This is a genomic window from Clostridium mucosae, assembly GCF_024622765.1.
Taxonomy (GTDB): domain Bacteria; phylum Bacillota; class Clostridia; order Clostridiales; family Clostridiaceae; genus Clostridium.
The window spans coordinates 151,230-176,778 of sequence record NZ_JANKAF010000005.1 but is presented as its reverse complement, the minus strand read 5'-3'; the positions used below and the strand labels follow the sequence as shown (position 1 = coordinate 176,778).

Below are 25,549 nucleotides of genomic sequence, written 5' to 3'. Positions count from 1 at the left end.
TCCTTAAATAACCCGTTATATATTTTAGTAGTTAACTATTTCTGTTAATATGTACTATAACTACATTCTCTTATTATATATCGTCTTTTGGTGCTAGTCTATAACATTATCAATTTTTTGTTATAAAAGCTATTTATTACAATAAGTTATTTATAGTATAGTATAAACCACTATATATTATTCTTCAAAAAATTTATAAATCCTTCTTTTTCTCATTAAATTCTTTGTTTTTTGCTTGTTCCCATAACAAATCCATCTCCTTTAATGTCATTTCATTTAAATTTTTGTTGGATTTTAAAGCCTCTTCTTCTATAAAAGAAAATCTTCTTATAAATTTTTGTATAGTTGAATTTACCGCTTCTTCTTCATCAATATTTAATTTTCTGGCTACATTAACACATGCAAATATTAAGTCTCCTACTTCATCTTTTATTTTTTCCTTATTATTGGATTTATATACATCTAATACCTCTTTTAATTCCTCTTGCACCTTTAAAGCTGCATCTTCAATATCATCCCAGTCAAATCCTACTTTAGCTGCCTTTTTTTGAACCTTATGCGCTCTAATCAAAGAAGGTAGTGCCTTAGCTATTGCATTCATTTCTTCTGTAACTGTATTAAAACTCTTTTCTGTCCTCTTAAGTTCTTCCCAATTTTCAAGAACTTCTCCACTATTATTAACTTTTCCATCACTAAATACATGAGGATGTCTATAAATCATTTTATTACATATAGATTCAAGTATATCATAAATATTAAAATACCCATCATCTTTACCTAATGAAGCATGGAAAACTACATGTAATAGAACATCTCCTAATTCTTCTACCATTCCATCTATATCATCATTATTTATACTATCTATAACTTCGTAAGCTTCTTCTAAAAGTTGATTTTTAATACTCTCATGAGTTTGTTCCGTATCCCATGGACAACCATTTTCTCCTCTTAAAGTATCTATTATCTCAACTAAATCATTAAAATCTTTTTTATTATCCATATCTTTAGGTATATATATAGATGTCAAGTAATCTATATCTTCTTGCATATCAAGCTCATATATTGGTATTTTCCTTACAGATTCTTCTGAAACTATCCCTGCAGCTCTAACATAATATATCTCAGTTTCATCATTATAATATTCAAGTAATCTAAGCTTAACTTCTGATGCTATTAACGGATTGTACACCTGAGTTATTATAGTTCCTATTCTTTTGTCTAAAATTTGATTTTTCATATCAAATGCATCTATAACCTTTAGTCCTTCTATCGGATCAATCTTTAATACATCCATCATAGCATCTATAAAACTTACAGCTGGAAGTATTTCATAACTTATTCCTTTTTCATCGCATAAATTCATAAGATTAAAAACTGATTTTTCTGCAACTAAAGGATGTCCTGGAACTGCATATATTATCTCTTCATCCTCTTTATACTTACTTACTATATCTTCTGCGATGCTATTATAAACCTGATCAAAGCTTTCAGACGTTTCATAATAGTGATCATATGTTTTGAATTCTTTTATCTTTCCTCTTAAATAATCAACAGTAGGATGTTTCTCTGTTCTAAAATAAATATTTTTCCCCTCTTCTAATGCCTTAACTGCTCCTATAGTTAAAGCTTCAGGTGCTCCTGGCCCTAAACCTATTATCTTTATCATTAGGTTCTCTCCTTACTCATTAATTTTTTACAATTCTATTTTTTATTTCGTCTATGCTAAATACCTTTAGTATTAGTATTAATGCCATATATATAATAATACCCAAAAATATAGCTATTAAGCAAGCAGAACCATTACTACCTGTTTTATTAAATAAATATAAATATGCTGATAATACTCCAAATATCATAATTAAAGCTGCAATAATCGGTTTTATAGTTGTTTGATATATATTTAATTTTAATTTTAATCTCTTCTTTAGTGAAATTAAGTTTAGTATTGTTGATACTAAGTAAGCTGATATACTAGCTATTACTGCTCCATAAATATTTATATTTGGCATAGGCACTAGCACAAATGTTAAAATAATCTTTACGATACATCCTATAAACAAGTTTATTATAGGTCTAATATAATGACCTATTCCTTGCATAATTGATGTAGTTGTCTGAGTAATTATTATGAATGGAACTGATAAAGATAAGTATTTAAGTATTAATACGCCATCCCATTTCCCGGGAAATATTAGTTTCATTATTGGCCCTGCAAGAAAAAACAACCCTAATGTACATGGCATAGCTATTAACATAGATAGCTTTATTGATAATTGAACTTTTGACTCCAAATCCTTTCTTCTATTCATTATATAATTTTCTGCTATTATAGGAATCAGTGAGGTTCCTACTGCCATAGATAATGTTAATGGAATATTAGTTATTACATTTGCCTTTCCTGTTAATTGCGCATATAAAATAGTTGCACTTTCTGATGTTAAGCCAGCTTGCAAAAGCTTTTGTGGAACTAATATAGAATCAATTAAGCTCATTATAGTCCCTACTGTTGTTCCCACTGAAATAGGTAAAGCAATTTTCAAAATAGAAGTTAGTACTTCTGGGTTACTTTTAATTTTTTTACTCCACATTTGCTTTTTTACTTTTTTATACTTTTCGTGAAGATAAGTTGCTCCTATTACTCCTCCAGCAGCTGCCCCAAAAGCAGCTCCCCCTGCTGCATATTCTATTCCCTTAGGTAAAAATAATATAGCAAGTCCAACTCCTATTATCACCCTTCCTATCTGCTCAAGTATTTGTGATACTCCTGATGGAGTCATATTTTGCAGCCCTTGAAAAAAACCCCTATATATAGTCATTATAGATATTACAAATGGTGCAAAGGATATTCCAAGTAAAGCATAATATGATTTCATATCCCACTGAACAAATTTAATAATAGGTTTAGCAAAAAAGAATAATATAAGGGTTGTACCAACACCTAAGAACATCATTAAGATTGTTGATTCTTTTACAACCTCGAATATTCCCTGTATATCTCCCTTTGCCTTTTTCTCTGATATCATTTTCGAAATAGCTACTGGTACTCCTGATGCCATAGCAACGAAAAACATATATAAAGGATATGACATTTGATAATATCCAACACCTTCGTCACCTATAAGCATTATTAGTGGCCATCTAAAGAATAATCCTAAAAATTTCGCTACTATTCCTGCTATTCCAAGTACTAGACTTGCTTTAAGTAGTGATTGTTTCTTCATAAAATACCTCCAAACTCAAAATAGTTCTAGTAAATTTGTATTGTAAGTTTAGAGGTATTATTACTTTATTTTATTGATAACTTTATATTTAATAAAATATTTATTTTATTGTTCCATTTGCTTACCTAAGAAAGCTGAAGCAGTTTCAGATAACTTTAATTCAAGTTCTCCTAGCTTTTCTCCTGATTCTTTTGATAATATAATAACTGCTCCAATTGCATCACCTTCAGCTATTATTGGAGATATTACTTGGCTAGCGTATTTTCCTATTTCTTCATCATTATGTAATGGAATAGTCTTATTTTGTTCTGTTATAAGAACAGCTCTTCTATCTTCCATTATTTTTTCTAATTCTACACTAACTTTTCTTTCCATGTAGTCTCTTTTTGGAGCTCCACTTACTGATATAAATGCGTCTTTATCTGCAATTAAAACAATATGTCCAATTGCTTGTTGCAAGCTTTCAGCATATTCTTTTGAGAAATCTGTCAACTCTCCAATTGGTGAATATTTTTTTAAAATAACCCCGCCTTCTCTATCAGTGAAAATCTCTAATGGATCCCCTTCTCTAATTCTTAATGTTCTTCTTATCTCTTTTGGTATAACAACTCTACCTAAGTCATCAATACGTCTAACAATTCCTGTTGCCTTCATTATTATGAGCTACCTCCTTTTATTAATAATAATTAGTTGCAATATTATTATTTGACTTCTTAGAAATTTTATACACATATAACCAAAATTTATAAAACGATATCATATTGCTAGTTTTCTTAAATAATATATAAAATATATAAAGTTATAATTAATTTATAATACAAGAAAAGACTCAATCTCAGAAATTTATTTAATATAAAACTTATTTAATTTCAAATAATCTTCATTGCCTTTAAAAATTTAATCTCTTATTTTTATAAAGGGGCTCGCGTTTCGCGACCCCCTTTTAAACCATTGATTTTACTTACTTAAAAGCATTTTTAAACTTAAACATAAATTTTATTTATTACTTATATATACGCAAAGAGGGAAGCTCGAATTAGAACTTCCCTCTTTATCAGCTAATATCAAAATTTATTTTAATACAATCCTTTTTTAATAACCTCTTATATTAAAGTTTATCTTCATATGTCTTTACATTATAATCTTTTTTCCATTGTTCAATAGAATTTGAATAAATTTCATTTTTCTTTTCATTTTCTAATGTAGTCTTTATAGAATCCTTTGATTCATCAAATGTTCCTTGCTTAACATCAGTTACTTTAATTATATGGTAACCAAATTGGCTCTTTACAGGTTCTGATATTTCGCCATCTTTTAATTTTTTAAATGCATCTGTAAACTCTTGCACATATTGAGTTGTATTATATGGAGTAACTCCTAAGTTCCCTCCATTTTCTTTAGTTCCTGTATCTTCTGAGAATTCTTTTGCTAGTGCAGCAAAATCTTCACCATTTGCAGCTCTTTCTCTTATTTCCTTAGCTTTCGCTTCATCTTTTATTAAAATATGAGAAACATTAGCTTCACCAAAACTATCTTTATTTTCTTCATAATATGTTTTTATTTCATCGTCTGATATGTTAACATCCTTAAATAAATCTTCAGTTACTTTTTGAGTAGCTAATTGATTTTTCATGTTTTCTGTAAGCTTAGATGTATATTCATCTAAAGTCATTCCAGCTTGCTCAAGAGCTGCATTAAATTGTTCATCACTGCCATAACTAGTCTTTAAATTTTCTATATACTTTTGAACCTCAGCATCAATTTCTTCTTGAGTTGGAGTTAATCCCAATTCTTCTGCTTTTTTAAGCATCATTTTTTCTTCAACTAATAAATTTATTGCTTGAGTTCTTAAAGCTTTCACTTGCTCTGCCATATCTGGATTAGTATCATAATCAGATCCATATTGTTGTAAATACGGATCAGCGATTTCATCTACTTCTCCCTTAGTTATTTTTACATCTCCAACCTTTGCTAACACAGTATTTTTTATTGCTTCTGGTGTCTTTTGTATCATTTCACATCCAACTGCTGAAAAAGCAAATATACTTAAAGCTCCTGCAGCTATAATTTTCTTAATTTTAATCACTTATGTTCCCTCACTTTTCTTTTAATTTGTTTCAATACCATTATACATAACTAGTATATCAATATTGTGTCAGTTATTCAATTTATATAAATATCTTTACATATTTTTTGTTAAATTGTCTAACATTTCCTTATAAAATCCTAATGCCGTTTCTTTCTTTATTTCCGAACTTCTTACTGCAAAATATGGCTTTTCCCCAAACATTAAAAATACCTTATCTTTATAATTTTCTAACAAGTATTTATATATGATATTTAAGTTCTTAATTCCATCCGCAAATATAAACTTAACTTCCTTTGGTGTTTCCTTTATTTCTTCAATAGAAATAAGTTTTGCCCTACTCTTAATATAAGCTATATCCATTAAATTATATACAGGGTCTGGAATTTCTGAATATCTATCTTCAAGTTCAGATTTTATATCCATATAATCTTCTAATCCATCAATAGCAGCAATCTTCTTGTATATTTCTATTTTTTGAATTTCATCTTCAATATAAGTTCCTGGTATATATGCATCTACCTTTATATCTACTGTAGTTTCTATAGGCTCTTTCTCTATTTCACCCTTAATAATTTTTATTGTATCTTCTAGCATTCTACAGTATAAATCATATCCTATTGCAGCCATGTGACCATGTTGAGCTGAACCCATCATATTTCCAGCCCCTCTTATTTCTAAATCTCTCATTGCTATCTTAAAACCTGATCCAAGCTCTGTGAAATCCTTAAGAGCTTTTAATCTCTTTTCAGCTACCTCTGTTAATATTTTATCTTTAGTATACATAAAGTAAGCATATGCTATTCTATTTGACCTTCCAACTCTACCTCTTAATTGATAAAGTTGTGATAATCCCATTTTATCTGAATCATGAATTATCATAGTATTAACATTTGGTATATCTATACCTGTTTCTATAATTGTTGTACACACTAAGATATCGTAATCCTTATTCATAAAGCTTACCATTTCTTTTTCAAGTTGTCTTTCAGTCATTTGCCCATGTATTATTCCAACTTTACATTCTGGAACTAATTCACTAATGTATTTAGCCATGCCTTCTATACTTTCAACCCTATTATAGACATAGTAAACTTGACCGCCTCTATTTACTTCTCTTAATATAGCATCTCTTACTAGTTGATCATTTTGCTCCACTACATAAGTTTGTATTGGATATCTCTCTTCTGGTGGTGTCTCTATTACAGATATATCTCTTGCTCCTGTTAATGACATATGAAGAGTTCTTGGGATTGGTGTTGCACTTAAAGTTAATACATCAACATTTTTCTTTAATCCTTTTATTTTTTCTTTTTGAGCAACTCCAAATCTTTGCTCCTCATCTATTATTAGAAGTCCTAAGTCCTTAAAAACAATATCCTTAGAAACTAATCTATGAGTTCCTATTAATATATCCACATTCCCTTCTTTTACAGCTTGAAGTGTTGCTTTTTGCTCTTTTGCACTTCTAAATCTACTTATCATATCTATTTTTACTGGAAAATCTGAAAATCTCTTTGTCATGTTTTTATAATGTTGCTCTGCCAGTATAGTTGTAGGTACTAGGAATGCTACTTGCTTACCATCCATAACAGCTTTAAATGCTGCTCTAATAGCAACCTCAGTTTTTCCATACCCAACATCACCGCATAGAAGTCTATCCATAGGTTTATCAGTTTCCATATCATGCTTAATTTCTTCTAGAGATGTTAATTGATCTGGAGTTTCCTCAAACGGAAATTCATCTTCAAACTGTTTTTGCCACTCTGTATCTTTTCTAAACTTATATCCCTTTAAAGTAGCCCTTGTAGCATAAAGCTTAACCAAATCTTCTGCTATCTCATTTATAGATTTTTTAACTTTTGCTTTTGCTTTATTCCATTCATTACTTCCAAGTTTATTTACCTTAGGAGTTTTACCTTCACTTCCTATATACTTTTGAACTAAATCTAACTGATCAACAGGGACATATAATTTATCACCTTTATCATAAACAATATCTAAATAATCTCTTGTATGTCCACCAACTTCAATTTGCTTTATTCCTTTATAAACACCAACTCCATGATTAGCATGAACAACATAATCTCCAAGCTTAAGCTCTGCAAAGCTTTTTATTTTCCCTATACCTTTTCTTGAACTAGCCTTTTTAGATATTTTTCTTTTAGCTTCTCCAAAAACATCTTTATCTGATATTACACACAGTTTTAAATCAGGATACTCAAAACCTTTTAATAGATTTCCGAAGGTAATAACAACCTCTCCAAACTCTATTGATTTTATATCCTCTCTGTAAGAACTTTCAATTTCCCTATCTCTTAATGTATTTACAAGTCTTTCTCCCCTAGTCCTTGTTCCCGATAATATTATCGTCTTATATCCCTTTGACTTTTTCTCTTTAATATCATCTATTAACAAATCTAATTGACCTTGATAGCTATTTAGAGTTGATGCATTAAATGAATATCTTTCTATAGGATTTAAAATTTTACTATTAACAGCAAATACATCTAAAGTTATTGATTTTTGAGATTCTAATTTTTCAATTAAATCATCTTTATTTAATAAAAGCTTACTTTGAGATGGTAAAATTCCTCCTCTTTGTAAAAAAGCTTCATAATTTTCACTAAATTCAAAATAACAACTATCTAGCTTACCTTCGCATTTCTTAACATCATCAATTATATATACATAATCTTTTACATAGTTAAAAAAGCTATCTGTCTTATCATAGAAATAAGGTAAATAACTGTCTAAAGTTTCAAATGTTAAAGTTTCTGTTAAAGATTCTATATTAGCACTTATAATTGATTCTAACTTTTGGATTCTTTCGTCATTCCCTTTATTCTTATCCTTAATTTCTTGGAATTCTTTTAAAATAGCTTCTTTTCCTCTATTTAATGCTTCTTCATTTAGTATAATTTCTTTTGCTGGGAATATTTCAATATTGTCAACCTTTTCAATACTTCTTTGTGATTCGGTATTAAAAGTTCTTATAGACTCTATTGAATCTCCAAAAAGCTCTATTCTATATGGATAGGTAGATATTGGTGGAAATATATCAAGAATTCCTCCTCTTAAAGAGAATTCTCCTTTTCCTTCTACAGATTCTACCCTTTCATAACCGCTTTCTAATAGTTTTTTAGATAAATCCTTAAAATTAACATCATCATCTACACTTAATTTAAAGGTATATTCCATAAATAATTCTTTAGGAGTATAAACTGATGTTAAAGAATCTATTGATGTTACTATTATTTTATTTTTATTATCTAAAATTTCTTTTATTACCTTTAGCCTTGCCCATCTTAAATCTCCTGAAATAGCATCTATATTATAAAAAACTACCTCTTTTGCAGGAAAATAATAAATATCATTCGTATAAAAACTTAAGTCTTCATATATATTCTTAGCTTCCATATCGCTATGTGTAAGTATTATCATAGGAGAATCTATACTTTCATATATCCCAAAAATACCATAGCTTTTTCCTGAATCCGATAATCCATTTATATTAATCGGGTATCTTCTTTTATTAATACCCGCTATTATTTCACTAAAAGTAGAGTCATCTCTTAAAGGTTGTAGTACCCCCTTTAATCTCATTAATATACACCGTCCTTAATCTATTCTTTTTTTGATGATTTAAACCCATTAAATTTATTCATTGCTTCCTTTGTTCCATCTTTTATTATAACTTCTACGGATTTTGAAGAGGCATCTATAACTTCCATCAAACTATCCATTTCTTCTTTGTTAAATCTGCCCAAAACATGAGATACTAAATCACCTGTAGGTTGTCCTACGCCTATTTTAATCCTTGGAAAAATATCTGTGCCCATATTAGCTATTATACTCTTTATACCATTATGTCCACCAGCACTTCCTTTTTCCCTAATTCTAAGTTTTCCAACTTCTAAACTAATATCATCATATATAACTATAACTTCATCATTTTCTAATTTATAAAAATTTATAACTTCTCGTACACTTTCACCACTTAAATTCATATAAGTTGTTGGCTTCAACAAAATAACCTTATTATTATTTATAAATCCTTCTCCGTATACTCCTTTAAATTTTGTCCTATTTACATCTATATTATACTTATCTGAAATATAGTCTATAGCCTCAAATCCTATATTATGTCTAGTTCCATCGTATTCTTTTCCTGGATTTCCTAATCCGACAATCAAAAACATATTATGCTGCCTCCTAATTGCTATTAGCATATTTATTATTATACTAGCTTTTTACAATAATAAAAGTACTTAAAATAAAATTGCAACCCTTAAATAGAGCTGCAAACAATTATATTTATTTTTATTTATTATAAATCTTTATTTCTAAGTCTTTTACTTCACCAGAACGCATTACTTTACATTTTAATATGTCTCCTGGTGCTTTATTTTTTAATATTTCAGATATTTGACTAATACTAATTATCTTTTCTCCATCAATTTCAAATATTATATCTGTAGGACGTAGCCCAGATTTATATGAACTTCCCTCTTGGTTAATTGCTGCAATATAAAAACCAGCTGCGTCAGTATACTCCTCACCGTTAATAAATCCTCCTTCTGAAATACCTAGCATATCTTTTATCTTATTTGTTGAACTTATTATTTCCTCTAGAGAACTAAAATCAACAGCATAGTATAGTCCATTTTGATTCATCTCATTCGTTATTTTATAACTGGCAATACCTATAATTTCTCCATTTATATTACTTATTATTCCTCCAGTATTCATAGCTGTTACTGGAGTACTAATTTCTAATAACTTATGCCTAATATTATTAGTATTTATGCTTCTATTAGTTGCTGTTACTATTCCTGGTATTATATTATCTATGTAATCGCTACCAGTGGAATTACTAATAAGAAGTATCCTGTCTCCTTCTAATATATCTGATTTTGCTACAAATTTAATTGGTGTTAATTCCTCATTATAATTCACTTGTATAAGTGCAATATCTATATCTTCATCTGCTACAACTATTTTAGCCTCTATAGGCTTAACCCCTGTATATGGTAATTTTACATATATATTTTTAAAAGCCTTTATTTTTGAATAGCTTGTTAATATCTTCCCATCACTTTCTATTATTACTCCAGTTGTATTACTGTCAAAATATTTATTTTGTGTTAAATTAACCTCACTATCGCTTATTGTTACTAGAGATTGTTTTACTTTTTCTATCAATTCAGAATACTCTAAAGAAACAGTACCTTTTTCTGATTTATCATTGATTTCATTAATTAAATCTCTATATTTGCTTTCAATAAATAAATTTGAAAATAGTGCCCCTGATAATCCTGCTATAATTAATAAACTTAAAAACTTACTAAGCATCTTAATGTTAGATTTTGTTCTCTTTCTTTTAAATTTTATTGAAGGGAAGCTTTCATTTACCAACTCATCTTTATCACTAAATCTATCCTTCAACTTTTTATTCATAAAACCCCTCCTCCAACATTAACTTTATTTAATCGATCTTTTAAGTGTAAAAGTAAACTTAACACCTTTTCCTTCTATGTTGTTAAACCAAATATCTTGATTGTGCTGAGATAATATCAATCTGACTATCGGTAGTCCTAGTCCTGTACTTATTTTATTGGTTCTAGCCTTATCCATCTTGTAAAACCTTTCCCATATTTTATTAACATCCTCTTTAGGGATATTTGGCCCACTATTAAATATACTAACATATACAACTTCACCCTTTGCATATGTTTCTATTTGTATCTTTCCATATTCATCTCCATATTTTATGGCATTTTCAAGAAGATTAGTTACAACTTGTATTATTCTATCTCTATCACCCATGCAGTATTCATGACTATCACTAAATATGACCTCAACTTTAATTTTTTTATCATTTATCTTTCCTTCTAGATTTAATGCACATAATGTTATTATTTCATTTATATCTAACTTAGTCACTTTTAACTTAAACTTTCCTGATTCCATAGTTGATATATCTAACAAATCATTCACAAGCCTTGATAATCTACAAACTTCATCATTTACTATATTCAAATAATAATTTTCTTTATCTTTTGGAATAACCCCATCAATAATACCTGTTATGAAACCTTTAATTGATGTTATTGGAGACCTTAATTCATGCGATACATTTGAGATAAATTCACGTCTCACATTATCGACCTTTTCTAAAGATTCTGCCATTACATTGAATGAATTTGCTAATTCTCCTATTTCATCATCTGAATCTATATAAACTCGCTTCTCTACCTCACCCTTTGCTAGTTTCTTAGCTGCACTATTAATTTCAGATAAAGGATTTATTAATATTTTTCGAGAGAAATAGTATGCAATTACACTCGATAAAATAACAGCACCTAATACAGATATCCATATCACACTATATAAATCTTTTAAAGCTCTATCACTTTCAATGTCTTCGAAAACTACTACTATACCTTTAAAGCTTTCTTCATTAAATAATGGAGTTGAATAAAGCTTAAGTTTTTTATTAGATTTATCAAAAAAATTTTTTTTCTAACATCTGCCCAGATTTTAATATTTTTAAATCTGAATCAGATATGTCTATTTTTTTATACATTAAGTGCCCAAGACTCTCATCAGATACGGCATATACATAACCTTGATTATCTAAAATTATAGAATCCATATCAACAGAAATTTTTATTATATTCATTACACTTTTTAAATCATCATACCTAGTTTCACTATTTTCATTTAAAAATTCTTCTGTAGAACCTTGAATTATATCCATGTATTTACTTATACGTTCAGATCTTTCAATTGAATATTCTCTATTAATCCAAGTTGATAAAACCATTCCTATCAATATTAATACTATTACTGTAATAGATGAAAAGGTAATTAAAATTTTATATATTACACTTTTCTTTTTCATCATTTCACCTCAAATTTATATCCAACACCCCAAACAGTTTCTATTTGCCAATTTTCTCCGCAACTTATTTTTTCTCTTAATCTTTTAATATGAACATCAACAGTTCTAGAATCTCCTGGATAATCATATCCCCATACTTCACAAAGTAGCTGTTCTCTTGTAAACACCTTATTTTTATTGCTTGCTAAATAATGAAGTAGTTCGAATTCTTTAGGCGGCATTTTTATTTCAACACCTTTATAAACAACATTATAAGAATTTGCATCTATAACTAAATCTGAATAATTTATTATTTCAGTATTCTTTTCATCATAATTATATCTTCTCATAACAGCTTTAACTCTTGCCAAAAGTTCTTTCGGCTCAAATGGCTTCACTATATAATCATCGGCCCCTAGTTCTAAAGCTAAAACTTTATCAAATGTGTCCCCCTTTGCAGTCAACATTATCACCGGGATTTCACTTGATTTTCTAATCCACTTTAAAACCTCTATTCCATCCACTCCAGGTAGCATAATATCTAAAAGTATTAAGTCTGGCTTAAAATCTCCAAAAGCAATGCAAGCCTCTCTTCCATTATGACATCTTCTAGTTTCATATCCTGAGCTTATTAAATACATATTTATTACTTCACATATGTTTTCATCATCGTCAACAATTAATACTCTACCTAATCTATTATCCATAATAACACCGTCCTCATGTTTATTATAATTCATTTATATCCTATATAAAATTTATTATATTAATTATAAACAATAATTAATAATTGTTACAAATTATTAATCATTGACATAATTAATAGGCCTCTAAAAAGTTTGTGCTTTTTAGAGGCCTTTTATCCTATTATGTATTAAACTTCAAATAATTTGCTTATTGGTTCATCATCATATATTCTCTTTATTGCTTCTGCAAATAATGGTGCTACTGATAATGATTTAAATTTCACTAAACCATCTTTTTCAGGTAACTTAATTGTATTTAACATAACTAACTCTTCTATTGCAGAATTATTAATTCTTTCGAAAGCAGGACCTGATAAAACTCCATGAGTACAGCATGCATAAACATTTTTAGCACCCAAATCTTTTAATGCATTTGCTGCATTTGCTATAGTTCCTGCAGTATCTATCATATCATCTATTAAGATACACTTTTTACCTTCAACATCACCTATTATGTTCATAATTTCTGATACATTTGCCTTTGGTCTTCTCTTATCTATAATTGCTATTGGTGCATGTAATCTATCAGCAAACTTTCTTGCTCTAGTAACGCTTCCTAAATCAGGTGAAACAACTACAACATCATCTCTATCATCAAAGCCCTTTTCAACAAAATATTTAGCTAGTATTGGTGATCCTAATAAATGATCAACTGGTATATTGAAATATCCTTGAATTTGTGCTGCGTGTAGATCCATAGTTAATACTCTATGAGCTCCTGCTGCAGTTAAAAGATCTGCAACTAATTTAGCTGTTATTGGGTCTCTTGACTTAGCTTTTCTATCTTGTCTCGCATATCCATAATAAGGCATAACAACTGTAATTCTACCTGCTGAAGCTCTCTTAAATGCATCTATCATTATTAAAAGTTCCATTAAATTATTGTTAACTGGTGAACTAGTTGATTGAACTAAGAACACATCTGTTCCTCTTACAGTTTCTGCTATATCAACTGATATTTCTCCATCACTAAAAGTTGAAACCTTAGCTTTACCTAATGGCAAACCTAAAATGTCAGCAATTTCTTTTGCTAATTCTGGATGTGAGTTTCCAGTAAATATTTTAATATTTTTTCCATGGGTTATCATTGTGTGAAGACCTCCTTAAAATTTTTGGCACTTTTGTTTATCTAAATAACTATTTGTTAGTAAGACCTTTTTTAGCCACCCAACCTTCAATATTCCTTTGTTTTGCTCTTGCTACTGCAAGTTCTCCTTCTTTTACATCATTAGTAATTGTTGAACCTGCAGCTATATATGTGTTATCTTCAACATTAACTGGAGATACTAAATTAGTGTTGCAACCTATAAAGCTATTGTTCCCAATTTTAGTTTTATGTTTCTTTTGTCCATCATAATTAACAACTACTGTTCCACAGCCAAAATTACAATTTTCACCTACAGAAGCATCACCTATATATGTTAAGTGTGATACCTTAGTATTATTCCCAATAGTTGATTTTTTAATTTCTACAAAATCCCCTATTCTTGCTCCAGATCCAATTACAGATTCTGGTCTTATATATGCAAATGGGCCTACTGTAGTACTTTCACCAATTTGGCTATCAATAATAACTGAAGATTGAATTTCTACATTATTTGAAATTATACTGTTTGATATTCTTGAATTTGGATATAAAATAACACCTTCTCCAATTTTAGTGTTTCCTTCTAAAACATTACCTGGATAGATGATTGTATCTCGTCCTATTTCTACATCATCACCTATATATGTAGTGCTTGGATCTATTAATGTTACGCCGTTTATCATATGTTTTGTATTAATTCTATTTCTTAATATTCCTTCTGCTTCTGATAATTGTACTCTTGAATTAACACCTATAGTTTCTTCATAATCAATTACAACTGCTCCTACTTTTTTACCCTCTTCTTTTAATATTCCAATAACATCTGTTAAGTAATATTCCCCTTGGTTATTATTATTAGATAATTTATCTAATGAATTTAAAAGCATTTCTATATCAAAGCAATATATTGCTGCATTCATTTCATTTATTTTTAGCTCTTCTTCAGTACAGTCTTTATGCTCAACTATTTTTAAAACTTCATCATTTTCTCTAACGATTCTTCCATATCCAGTTGGATCTTCAACTATTGAACTTAATAATGTAGCACTATTATTATTTTCTATATGTGTTTTAAATAAATTATCAACTGTTTCGGCTTTTATTAAAGGTGCATCACCACAAAAAACTCCTACAACACCTTTTTTACCTCTTAAAAAATCAATAGCACATTTTACCGCATGACCTGTACCTAATTGTTCATCTTGTAATGAATAACTGACATTTCTGGATGAAGTTTTTTCTTTTACAAGCTCTGCTCCTTTTCCAATAATAACATTTATATCATCTATATTAGCTTTTCTCATAGTATCTATAACATGATTAACCATTTCTTTACCACATACTTTATGTAAAACCTTTGGCAAATCAGATTTTATTCTAGTTCCTTGTCCAGCTGCTAAAATTAATGCACATTTATACATAAAAAAACACCTCTCTATAAAATGTTAAGGACAAATTTATAATTAATTAAAAAAATGTTCGTAAACATCTCATTCTATTATATTGTATTAGAAAAAGTATTTCAACCTATTTATCCTTTCATATATATCTACTATACCTATATATTTTGTGAATTTCATCAACATATATCAACACAAAAATAAAGTTTTACAAAAAAAATAAAAGGGTTAACCCTTTTATTTTTAAATAACATATTTTAGCCAACTACTTCCTCAGAATCCTCTTCAAGCTTAGCTTTTTCATAAGCTTCAAGTATTGAATTCTGAATCTTTTCTCTAGTGTCTGTGTTAATAGGATGTGCTATATCCTTAAACTCTCCATCTGGTGTCTTTCTACTTGGCATAGCTATAAATAATCCATTTTGTCCTTCGATTACCTTGATGTCATGAACTACAAATTCGTTGTCAAATGTAACAGAAACTATAGCCTTCATTTTTCCATCGGAAGCTATCTTTCTAATTCTTACATCGGTTATTGTCATCGCACTACACCTCCGTTGCTCTGATAGATATAAAATTCTATAAAAAATATAAAAATCCTTCTTTTATTTAAAAATTTTTTAAATTTTTTAAAAATTTACAACTTTGTGTAACTTAACCGTATTTTTTTTAATTATTTATCAAATTTGAAGGTCTAACCTCTAAATCTTTTGATTCACCTAGATGTCTTAATTCTACTATAGATATATAATTATCAACTCTTTTTTGAGCCACTCCTATGTTATCTACTAAAACTCCAATTCCTATTAATTCACTATCAAATTCTTTTAATAAATCCTTTATTCCTTGTGCAGTTCCACCACCTCTTAAGAAATCATCTATAAATATACATTTACTTTTCGTTCTCATTGATTTCTTTGAAAGCGACATCTGTTGAATTCTTCCGCTAGTACCTGACACATAATTTATTGTAACAGTCGATCCCTCTGTTACTTTGTTATCTCTTCTTATTATAACTAGTGGAATTCCTAAATTTCTTGCAACTTCATAAGCAAGTGGAATTCCTTTAGTTTCAACTGTAACGACATAATCTACGTCCTTATTATAAAATACCGAAGATAATATAACTCCAGCTTTACTTATAATTTGTGGATTATACATTAAATCTGTCATGTATATAAAGTTTCCTGGAACAATTCTACTTTCATCTTTCAACATTTCACATAAATCTTCAGCAAATTTTTTTCTACTTTCATTTTCTATTCCAGGAATATATTTTATTCCCCCTGCTGCTCCAGCTATTGTTTCAACTTTTCCCATTTCTAATTTTTCTAAAATTTCTCTTACAATTACTATATCTTCACTTATGGTTGATTTTGCTGCATTTAATAAATCTGAAAACTTATTTAATCCAATGACCTTATTTGGGTTTTCAGTTAAAATTTTTGTAATGGCCACTACTCTGCTATTTCTACTTAGCTTTTCCAAAATATATCACCTACAATTTTAATTTTTTCCGAATTATTCGTTAGTTTCAAGCATCTAATATTCATATTTTATTCTATATTTTTCTCAATATCAATAGATTTTAATCAGTTATCTCCTATTTAACTTATAATTATTATTTTTTTAATAAAATTTTATCAATTTAATTAATATAAAGCTTTTTTATGTGTTCATTTTCTTAAATTTGTATATAATTATAAGGTGATAACTATTTACAGTAATTTTTATAAAAGAATTCTTAATAATAAAGGGGTTGATTTTTTGTCTTTTGATTTAAGCAAAGATATAAATAAGAAAGTTCATTTTGTAGGTATTGGCGGCATTAGTATGAGCGGACTTGCTGCACTTTTGCTAACAAAGGGGTTTAAAGTATCCGGTTCTGATTCTAAAGAATCTGAAATTACTAATAAATTAAAATCTGAAGGTGCCGAAATTTACATAGGTCATGATAAAAACAACTTAAAAGATGTAGACTTAGTAGTTTATACAGCTGCTATTCCATCAGATAATCCAGAAATAATTGAGGCTAAGGATAAAAATATCGACCTTATGGATAGAGCTGAATTTCTAGGTTTAATAATGAAAGGTCATAAATATAATGTTGCTATATCAGGTACACATGGAAAAACCACTTGTACATCTATGCTTTCACATGTGACTTTAAAAGCTAACTTAGATCCTACAATATTAGTAGGTGGTGACTTAGATGTAATTAACGGTAACTTCAAAATAGGAGATAGTGAATATTTCATAACGGAAGCTTGTGAATATAAAGAATCATTTTTAAAATTTCATCCTTATATAGGAGTTATTTTAAATATAGATGCAGATCATCTAGATTATTATAGAGATTTAAATCACATAAAGGAGACTTTTGAAAAATTCTCAAACATAATACCAAGTGATGGATATTTAATAGGTTATTGTGAAGATGAAAATGTAAATGAAATATTAAACAAAGCTAAATGCAATACAATGAGTTATGGTATAAATAAAGGTGATGTAAGAGCTACAAATATATCTTTTAATAATAAAGGTTGTGCAAGCTTCACTGTATGTAAAGATAATAATGAGTTATTCGATGTAACTTTAAATACTACTGGTAAGCACAATATATTAAATGCCCTATCAACTATCTGTGTTGGATTAATATTTAATATACCTTACACTTCAATAATAGAAGGATTAAGAGAGTGTAAAGGCGCACATAAAAGATTTGAATATAAAGGTGAATTTAATGGTGCTACAATAATTGATGATTATGCTCATCATCCAGTTGAAATTAAGGCTACTTTAGATACAGCAACAATAATACCTCATAAGAATATTTATGCTGTATTCCAACCACATACTTATACAAGAACAAAAACTTTATTTGACGAGTTTACTGGATGCTTCTCCGATGTAGACGAACTGTTACTTATGGATATATATGCTGCAAGAGAAAAAGATAATGGTATAGTAAACTCAGAACAACTTGGAGATGCAATAAGAGCTAAAGGAATTAAATGCACTAATATTCATAGCCATGAAGAAGCTGCAAACTATTTAAAAAATGTAGCTTCCAATGACGATATTATTTTAACTATTGGTGCTGGAGATGTAGTAAAAGTTGCAGATATAATGTTGAAATAATTATTATTTCAATTTAAACTTATATTATTGTCTTATTAACAAATACTATAAGAAGTAGAATTATATGATTTCTTCATCTATAAATCTACTTCTTATAGTTTTTTTGCCATCTTTTGACTAATATACTAATAATATTGATATTATTTGCTTTTTATGTTTATTTTTGAGCAAGTTTATTTTATAATTTACGAGAACTACAAGTACTATTCTATGATTTTTTTATTATTTAAAATCTTACATAGTACAAATATTAAAATAGAGGTGATTTTATGGATTTATCAAATAAGATTAAAAACGCTGCAGATTTTATAATGGAAAAGTCTAAATACAAACCAGAAATAGGTTTAATTTTAGGTTCAGGATTAGGCTCATTAGCTGATTCTATAGAAAACCCTGAATTTTATCCTTACGAAGAACTTCCTCACTTCCCAATATCAACAGTTGAAGGTCACGCTGGAAGATTAGTTGTTGGTATGTTAAATGGAAAATGTGTTGTTGCAATGCAAGGAAGATTCCACTACTATGAAGGATATTCTTATAACGAAGTAACATTCCCAGTTAGAGTTATGAAATTACTTGGTGTTGAAAAATTAATTGTTACTAATGCTGCTGGAGCAGTAAATACAAGTTTTAAGCCTGGTGATTTAATGCTTATAAATGATCATATTAATTTCTCTGGTGACAACCCACTAATAGGTGCAAATCTTAAAGAATTTGGTCCTAGATTCCCAGATATGTCAAATGCATATAACTCAGAACTTATAGGTAAAGCTTTAAATGTAGCTAAGGATTTAAAAATAGATATTAAACAAGGTGTTTATATGATGTTTAGTGGTCCAACTTATGAAACTCCTGCTGAAGTAAGAATGGCAAGAATACTTGGTGGTGATGCAGTAGGAATGTCTACAGCTCCTGAAGTAATAGTAGCAAACCATTCTGGAATGAAAGTTTTAGGAATTTCTTGCTTAACTAATATGGCTGCTGGAATTCTTGAACAACCATTAAATCATGAAGAAGTAGTAGAAACTTCTAATATGGTTAAAGAAAAATTCACTACATTTATGAATAAAATAATTGAAGTAATATAACTTTAAATAAATTAATTAATTTATTTATACACATAATAAGAAATCGATATAAATTATACACATAAGAAGAGATCGATATAAACGAAGGAGAAATAAAATTGGAAAGATTAGTTGGAATAATAGGGGTCGTAGTTATAATCGGAATAGCTTTTTTACTTTCAGAAAACAAAAAGAAAATTAATTGGAAACTTGTAATAACTGGATTAATATTACAAATTGTATTTGCAATATTAATCTTAAAAGTTCCAGTTGGTAGAACAATTTTTGAAGGTGCTAGTAATGCAATAACAAAATTATTAGACTTTACTAAAGAAGGTACGGACTTTTTATTTGGTCCACTTGCAGATTCTAATGGAATAGGATTTGTATGGGTTGTTCAAATATTACCTACAATAATATTCTTTTCTGCATTAATGGGAGTATTATATTATCTTGGAATAATGCAATTTATAGTTAAGTTTATTGCTAAATTTATTGGAAAATTACTTGGAACTAGTGGATCTGAAACCTTAAGTGCAGTTGGTAACATCTTTTTAGGCCAAACAGAAGCACCGCTCCTTGTTAAACCATTTGTTAAAGACATGACTCGTTCAGAACTTTTAGCTATAATGGTTGGTGGTATGGCTACTGTTGCTGGTGGTGTTATGGCGGGATATGTTGCTATGGGTGTAAATGCTGGGCATCTACTAGCTGCAAGCATTATGGCTGCTCCTGCTGGATTAATAATTGCTAAAATTTTAGTTCCAGAAACAGAAGAAAGTAAGACTAAAAATTCAACTGACATTTCAGTCGAAAATACAGCTTCTAATATAGTTGAAGCTGCTGCTAATGGAGCAAGCGATGGTTTAGGATTAGCATTAAATGTCGCTGCTATGTTACTTGCATTTATAGCTTTATTAGCTCTTGTTAACTTTATAATTGGAGCTATTGGTGGCCTATTTGGATTCCCAGAGCTAAGTTTTCAATGGATTCTAGGAAAGTTATTCTCCCCATTAGCCTTTGTTATGGGAGTTCCTACTGTTGATATATCAGCAGCTGGAAGCTTACTTGGTCAAAAAATAATATTAAACGAATTTGTTGCTTATTCTGAACTTGCAAATCTAATAAAACTTGATATGTTACAACCAAAAACTACAATGATATTAACATATGCATTATGTGGATTTGCTAACTTTAGTTCTATAGCAATACAAATAGCTGGTATAGGTGGATTAGCTCCTGATAGAAAAGGAACTATTGCTAAATTAGGCTTTAAGGCTCTTATTGGGGGAGTGCTTGCAACATGTTTAACAGCCACAATAGCAGGAATATTATTTTAAATAAACAATATTTAAATATTAAAATTAACTATAAAATTTATTCAATTTCAAGTAGGATTTATTGCCTTAAAGAAGTTAATATCTTATTTTTTATAAATGGTCTCACGAACCGTGAGACCATTTTAATTTTATATTATAGTTATATCCTTAGTTACTGAATTTAGAACTTCACATCCATCTTTAGTTACTAACACTAAATCTTCTATTCTTACACCAAAGTCATCCTTTAAATATATTCCTGGTTCAATTGAGAATATCATTCCTTCTTTAATCTCCTCATGATTTGATGAACTAACATCCCCAAAATCATGATCTTCTATTCCAATACTATGTCCTGTTCTGTGAGTAAAATATTCTCCATAACCAGCATCTTCAATATAATCTCTTGCTGCCTTATCTATATCAGAGAACTTCATTCCTTCTTTAACCTTACTTATAGCATTTAAATTTGCTTCTTTAACTATATTATAAATTTTTGCATGTCTTTCATTTGGTGCTTCGCCAAAAAATACAGTTCTAGTCATATCTGAACAATATGAATTATATACTCCGCCTATATCTATAACGATACTATGTCCCTTTTTTATAGTATCGTTACTAGAATGATGATGAGGATCTGCTCCATTAGGGCTAACAGCAATTATAGGTGAAAATGAAAATTCATTTACCCCATGCTTTTCATATAAATCTACTAATAAATTAGCATAATACTTCTCTGTCTTTCCTTCTTCTAATCTATCCCATAATTCAAGCATTACTTTATCATTTATTTCTGATGATTTTTTCATTAATGCAATTTCTTCTTGATCTTTTATCATTCTTAATCTATCAATAATAGGTGATGAATTAACAAAAGCTTTTGCTCCGTTATTATTCATAAGTTTTATTAAGAAATGTGCTGGCCAATTTTTATCCACACCTAATATACTCTCTTTATCCACAATTGTGCATAATATTTTTATAGGATCTTCTATATCTGTGTACCAAACTAAATCTACTCCTAGGTCTTCATATATAGGAAATAGCTTATTCACTATAAGTTTATGATTTCCCTTTGTACTTAAATATAAAGCTATCATTCTTTCTCCAGGAGAAAACCACTTTCCTGTTAAGTAAAAAATAGCTGGAGGAGATGATATAATCATTTGATTTAATCCTTGCTCTTCCATTGCTTTTAAAACATTGTTAACTCTATTTAATTTCATATATTTTACCTCCTAATTTTTTTTCTATAAATATAATATACCTCATCATGTAGATAATATCTATTTATAATAATATTATTAAATTTATTTATAGCAAATATTTAAAATGATATAATATATATTATGCGATTAAAAATAAACCAAATAACTTATATATTTTAGATTTTACTTGAATATAAATAATTATATTCAGCATTTAATATGAAATTAATTTAATTATGCAATTTATTATTAAAACATATATATTTAAATACAATAATAGCTTTAAAATTATATATTTATTTAGGAGGATTATCTCATGAAAATAGCTGCAATTTCAGATATACACGGAAATATTTATTCACTAATGAAGGTCTTAGAAGATATTGATGAACAAAAGGTTGATTTAATAATTTGCCTTGGAGATTTAGTTGGCTATGGTCCTCACCCAAATGAAGTTATCGCTTTAATTAAAAGGAGAGAAATACCTTGTATAAAAGGTAATTATGATGCATCTGTAGTTGATGGAGGATTTACATTCATAAGAGATACTAGCATAAATTCCTTTGCACTTCCTTGGGCATGTGAAGAAGTTAGAGCCTCCAATAAATACTACTTATCACAACTACCAACATATTTAGACTATGATATTAATGGAGTTAAAATTAAATTTACTCACGGTAGTCCTAATGCTATAAATGAATATTTATTTGAAGATAAAGAAAATACTGAAAAGGTAATGAGTGAATTAGAAGAAGATATTTTAGTTTGCGCACATACTCATATTCCTTCATATAAAAAATTTAATAATAAAATATTTATAAATGTAGGAAGTGTTGGCAAACCAAAAATAGGTCGTCCAAACGCAACTTACTGTATACTTAATATTGATGAAGATAAAAATGTGGATGTTAAATTTAGAGAGCTAGAATATGAATTCAAAAGAATAGTAAAAGATTCTCAAATGCTCAATTTTCCTGCTCAATTAGTTTCCTCTTACGAGAGTGGAAATGAATAATAATAAAAAAATTGCTACGATTACATAACGTAGCAATTTTTTATTATTCTTCCCAACTACATTTTTTAGTATAATTCATTACCCCTACTACTATTAATTTAGACAAAATATTTTTATCCCCGTTATGACAATTTTTAAAAGCTTCACTATAGTCGGAACCTGCTTTAATTCCAAAATGCTTGCCATCTTTCCATTGAGGCATATCGCGCGTATCATATATAGTTCCATCTACAGCAATATATGCTGGCATTCCATTTTCTCCATTATATAAAGACAATTCTTCCTCAGTTAATTGAAGTAATTCTCCGTCTCTATTTTTATTATAAAAACTTACCTCCTCTAAGTATGAACTAATTTGATTACAAACTCTATCCATAACCTGTAATATATTTTCTTTATATTCTTTTGGATATGTTACTAACATACTTTTTAGCTGATTTAATTCAATAAATTTTTCTTCTAAAAACCCCTTATAATCCATATAATCCTCCATAAAATATTATCTAAAATTATATTATGATTTAAAGTTGCAAATGTTAGTGAATTGGTGTAAAATCGTAATAAACATTATAAATTTTATTACTATGACGAGAAGAGTAGCTATATGGAAGTAGTCTTAGCGAGTAAGGAATGGTGTGAGCCTTATACGAAGCCTTTAGTGAAGAACATCTCTGAGTTTCTAACCGAACAAGTGGAAATGAAAAACCCTTTTATTCAAGGTGTAAATTAGATTAACTTCTAAATTTTGTATTCGCTTAAGTAGACTTAGACGGAATCAAACCGTTATTATTTGAATGACATTACTTGTGTCAGTAGAGTGGCTATTTATACGATAGCAATCTGGGTGGTACCGCGAAATTATCCTTTCGTCCCTATTTTAGGGATGAAAGGTTTTTTATTTTACAAAAAATCATGGTAGGAGGAACAATAATGGATAAAGTTATTTTAGTAAAATCACTTTACAGAAATCAAGATGAATATTTATCTAAAGAAATAAAAATTTCTGGTTGGATAAGAACTCTAAGAGCATCAAATGCTTTTGGATTTATTGAAGTAAATGACGGTACATTTTTTAAGAATGTTCAAGTAGTTTTTGATAATAAACTTGATAACTTTAAAGATGTATCAAAACTACCTATTAGCTCATCAATAACAGTTATAGGTACTTTAGTTGCAACTCCAGAAGCTAAGCAACCATTTGAAATTCAAGCTAAGGAAATAGTTATAGAAGGTTTATCTCAATCAGATTATCCACTTCAAAAGAAGAGACATACTTTTGAATATCTTAGAACTATTGCTCATTTAAGACCAAGAAGTAATGCATTTTCAGCTGTATTTAGAGTACGTTCAGTAGCAGCTTATGCTATCCACAAATTCTTCCAAGAAAGAGGATTTGTTTATACTCATACTCCATTAATAACTGGAAGTGACTGTGAAGGTGCTGGAGAAATGTTTAGAGTAACTACTTTAGACCTACACAATGTTCCAAAAACTGAAGAAGGTGCAATAGACTTTAAGCAAGATTTCTTTGGTAAAGAAAGTAACTTAACAGTATCAGGACAATTAAATGCTGAATGTTATGCTTTAGCATTTAGAAATGTTTATACTTTTGGACCTACTTTCAGAGCTGAAAATTCTAATACAGCAAGACATGCAGCTGAGTTCTGGATGATAGAGCCTGAAATAGCATTTGCTGATTTACAAGATGATATGGAATTAGCTGAAGATATGCTTAAATATGTTTTAGAATATGTTTTAGCTGAATGTCCAGAAGAAATGGCTTTCTTCAATCAATTTGTTGATAAAGGAATTCTAGATAGATTAAATCATGTTATGACATCTGACTTCGGAAAAGTAACTTATACCGAAGCAGTTGAAATATTAAAGAAAGCTGATAAGAAGTTTGAATACCCTGTTGAATGGGGAATTGATCTACAAACAGAACATGAAAGATATCTTACTGAAGAACACTTCAAGAAACCTGTTTTTGTAACTGATTATCCAAAGGATATAAAGGCATTCTATATGAGATTAAATGATGATGGAAAAACAGTTGCTGCAACAGATCTTTTAGTTCCAGGTATAGGAGAACTTATCGGTGGTAGCCAAAGAGAAGAAAGATTAGACATCTTAACTAAGAGAATGGCTGAACTTGGACTTAACGAAGAAGATTACTGGTGGTATTTAGAGCTTAGAAAATACGGAGAAACTAAGCACGCTGGATTTGGCTTAGGATTTGAAAGACTTATTATGTATATTACAGGTATGTCAAATATCAGAGACGTAATTCCATTCCCAAGAACTACAGGACAATCAGACTTTTAATATAGGAACCCCTAGTGAATATTATATTTACTAGGGGTTCTATATTAA

General features: G+C 28.9%; 21 protein-coding genes and 1 other annotated feature. Of the genes, 5 read left to right on the top strand and 16 right to left on the bottom strand.

From position 1 onward, the window contains the following. Nucleotides 1-193: 193 nt before the first annotated feature. The 14 genes from yabN to purR all read right to left on the bottom strand — a co-directional run bounded on the left by yabN (nt 194) and on the right by purR (nt 16,914). Nucleotides 194-1,666, bottom strand: coding sequence for a bifunctional methyltransferase/pyrophosphohydrolase YabN (gene yabN / locus NSA50_RS08365; protein WP_257444405.1), 1,473 nt, complete (start codon nt 1,664-1,666; stop codon nt 194-196). A gap of 19 nt (nt 1,667-1,685) precedes the next feature. Further along, nucleotides 1,686-3,221 carry a putative polysaccharide biosynthesis protein gene (locus tag NSA50_RS08360; RefSeq protein WP_257444403.1) on the bottom strand — a complete coding sequence of 512 codons (1,536 nt, stop codon included), beginning with the start codon at nt 3,219-3,221 and terminating at the stop codon, nt 1,686-1,688. 105 nt (nt 3,222-3,326) lie between these two features. Further along, complete coding sequence (gene spoVT, locus NSA50_RS08355) at nt 3,327-3,875, bottom strand: stage V sporulation protein T (protein WP_195265938.1); 549 nt, start codon at nt 3,873-3,875, stop codon at nt 3,327-3,329. A 454-nt stretch (nt 3,876-4,329) separates the two neighbouring features. Continuing rightward, entirely contained in the window at nt 4,330-5,307 is a 978-nt protein-coding gene (locus NSA50_RS08350; protein WP_195429594.1) for a peptidylprolyl isomerase, read from the bottom strand. Nucleotides 5,308-5,403: 96 nt separating this feature from the next. Next, a complete protein-coding gene (mfd, locus tag NSA50_RS08345) occupies nt 5,404-8,913 on the bottom strand; it encodes a transcription-repair coupling factor (RefSeq protein WP_257444401.1) in 3,510 nt (1,169 codons plus the stop codon). Between the two features lie 20 nt (nt 8,914-8,933). Beyond that, complete coding sequence (gene pth / locus NSA50_RS08340; protein ID WP_195265944.1) at nt 8,934-9,509, bottom strand: aminoacyl-tRNA hydrolase; 576 nt, start codon at nt 9,507-9,509, stop codon at nt 8,934-8,936. A 121-nt stretch (nt 9,510-9,630) separates the two neighbouring features. Next, nucleotides 9,631-10,767, bottom strand: coding sequence for a S1C family serine protease (locus NSA50_RS08335; protein WP_257444399.1), 1,137 nt, complete (start codon nt 10,765-10,767; stop codon nt 9,631-9,633). Between the two features lie 24 nt (nt 10,768-10,791). After that, the gene (locus NSA50_RS19875) at nt 10,792-11,694 is read right to left on the bottom strand and encodes a HAMP domain-containing sensor histidine kinase (RefSeq protein WP_257444397.1); all 903 of its coding nucleotides are present in this window, start codon (nt 11,692-11,694) and stop codon (nt 10,792-10,794) included. A gap of 121 nt (nt 11,695-11,815) precedes the next feature. Continuing rightward, nucleotides 11,816-12,214, bottom strand: a complete 399-nt coding sequence (locus tag NSA50_RS08325) for a hypothetical protein (RefSeq protein ID WP_257444395.1) — start codon at nt 12,212-12,214, stop codon at nt 11,816-11,818. Next, a complete protein-coding gene (locus NSA50_RS08320) occupies nt 12,214-12,900 on the bottom strand; it encodes a response regulator transcription factor (RefSeq protein ID WP_195265948.1) in 687 nt (228 codons plus the stop codon). Before NSA50_RS08320 ends, NSA50_RS08325 begins: the two co-directional genes overlap by 1 nt. A 167-nt stretch (nt 12,901-13,067) precedes the next feature. Then, nucleotides 13,068-14,027: a ribose-phosphate diphosphokinase gene (locus tag NSA50_RS08315; RefSeq protein WP_195265950.1), complete on the bottom strand. Its 960-nt coding sequence runs from the start codon at nt 14,025-14,027 to the stop codon at nt 13,068-13,070. 49 nt (nt 14,028-14,076) lie between these two features. Then, a complete protein-coding gene (gene glmU / locus NSA50_RS08310; protein ID WP_195265952.1) occupies nt 14,077-15,447 on the bottom strand; it encodes a bifunctional UDP-N-acetylglucosamine diphosphorylase/glucosamine-1-phosphate N-acetyltransferase GlmU in 1,371 nt (456 codons plus the stop codon). A gap of 236 nt (nt 15,448-15,683) precedes the next feature. After that, the gene (spoVG, locus tag NSA50_RS08305; RefSeq protein WP_008681625.1) at nt 15,684-15,968 is read right to left on the bottom strand and encodes a septation regulator SpoVG; all 285 of its coding nucleotides are present in this window, start codon (nt 15,966-15,968) and stop codon (nt 15,684-15,686) included. Between the two features lie 127 nt (nt 15,969-16,095). Continuing rightward, nucleotides 16,096-16,914, bottom strand: a complete 819-nt coding sequence (gene purR, locus NSA50_RS08300) for a pur operon repressor (protein WP_195265955.1) — start codon at nt 16,912-16,914, stop codon at nt 16,096-16,098. 279 nt (nt 16,915-17,193) lie between these two features. Here purR and murC point away from each other — a divergent pair, with 279 nt between their 5' ends. The 3 genes from murC (at nt 17,194) to NSA50_RS08285 (ending at nt 20,974) form a co-directional block, all read left to right on the top strand. After that, nucleotides 17,194-18,567, top strand: a complete 1,374-nt coding sequence (murC, locus tag NSA50_RS08295) for a UDP-N-acetylmuramate--L-alanine ligase (protein ID WP_195429597.1) — start codon at nt 17,194-17,196, stop codon at nt 18,565-18,567. A 269-nt stretch (nt 18,568-18,836) separates the two neighbouring features. Next, nucleotides 18,837-19,655 carry a purine-nucleoside phosphorylase gene (locus NSA50_RS08290; RefSeq protein WP_195265959.1) on the top strand — a complete coding sequence of 273 codons (819 nt, stop codon included), beginning with the start codon at nt 18,837-18,839 and terminating at the stop codon, nt 19,653-19,655. 98 nt (nt 19,656-19,753) lie between these two features. Beyond that, nucleotides 19,754-20,974, top strand: coding sequence for a NupC/NupG family nucleoside CNT transporter (locus NSA50_RS08285; protein ID WP_257444393.1), 1,221 nt, complete (start codon nt 19,754-19,756; stop codon nt 20,972-20,974). Nucleotides 20,975-21,102: 128 nt separating this feature from the next. Here NSA50_RS08285 and NSA50_RS08280 read toward each other — a convergent pair whose 3' ends face one another. After that, on the bottom strand, nt 21,103-22,179 hold the full coding sequence (locus tag NSA50_RS08280) for a M24 family metallopeptidase (protein ID WP_257444391.1): 1,077 nt from the start codon (nt 22,177-22,179) through the stop codon (nt 21,103-21,105). Between the two features lie 298 nt (nt 22,180-22,477). On the opposite strand from NSA50_RS08280, the gene NSA50_RS08275 reads away from it, so the two are divergent. Continuing rightward, nucleotides 22,478-23,176, top strand: coding sequence for a metallophosphoesterase family protein (locus tag NSA50_RS08275; protein ID WP_257444389.1), 699 nt, complete (start codon nt 22,478-22,480; stop codon nt 23,174-23,176). A 43-nt stretch (nt 23,177-23,219) separates the two neighbouring features. Here NSA50_RS08275 and NSA50_RS08270 read toward each other — a convergent pair whose 3' ends face one another. Further along, entirely contained in the window at nt 23,220-23,657 is a 438-nt protein-coding gene (locus tag NSA50_RS08270) for a cytochrome b5 domain-containing protein (protein ID WP_257444387.1), read from the bottom strand. Nucleotides 23,658-23,751: 94 nt separating this feature from the next. After that, nucleotides 23,752-24,053: a binding site (T-box leader), on the top strand. Nucleotides 24,054-24,106: 53 nt separating this feature from the next. Here NSA50_RS08270 and asnS point away from each other — a divergent pair. Next, nucleotides 24,107-25,501 carry an asparagine--tRNA ligase gene (gene asnS, locus NSA50_RS08265; RefSeq protein ID WP_195265969.1) on the top strand — a complete coding sequence of 465 codons (1,395 nt, stop codon included), beginning with the start codon at nt 24,107-24,109 and terminating at the stop codon, nt 25,499-25,501. The last annotated feature ends 48 nt before the right edge of the window (nt 25,502-25,549 follow it).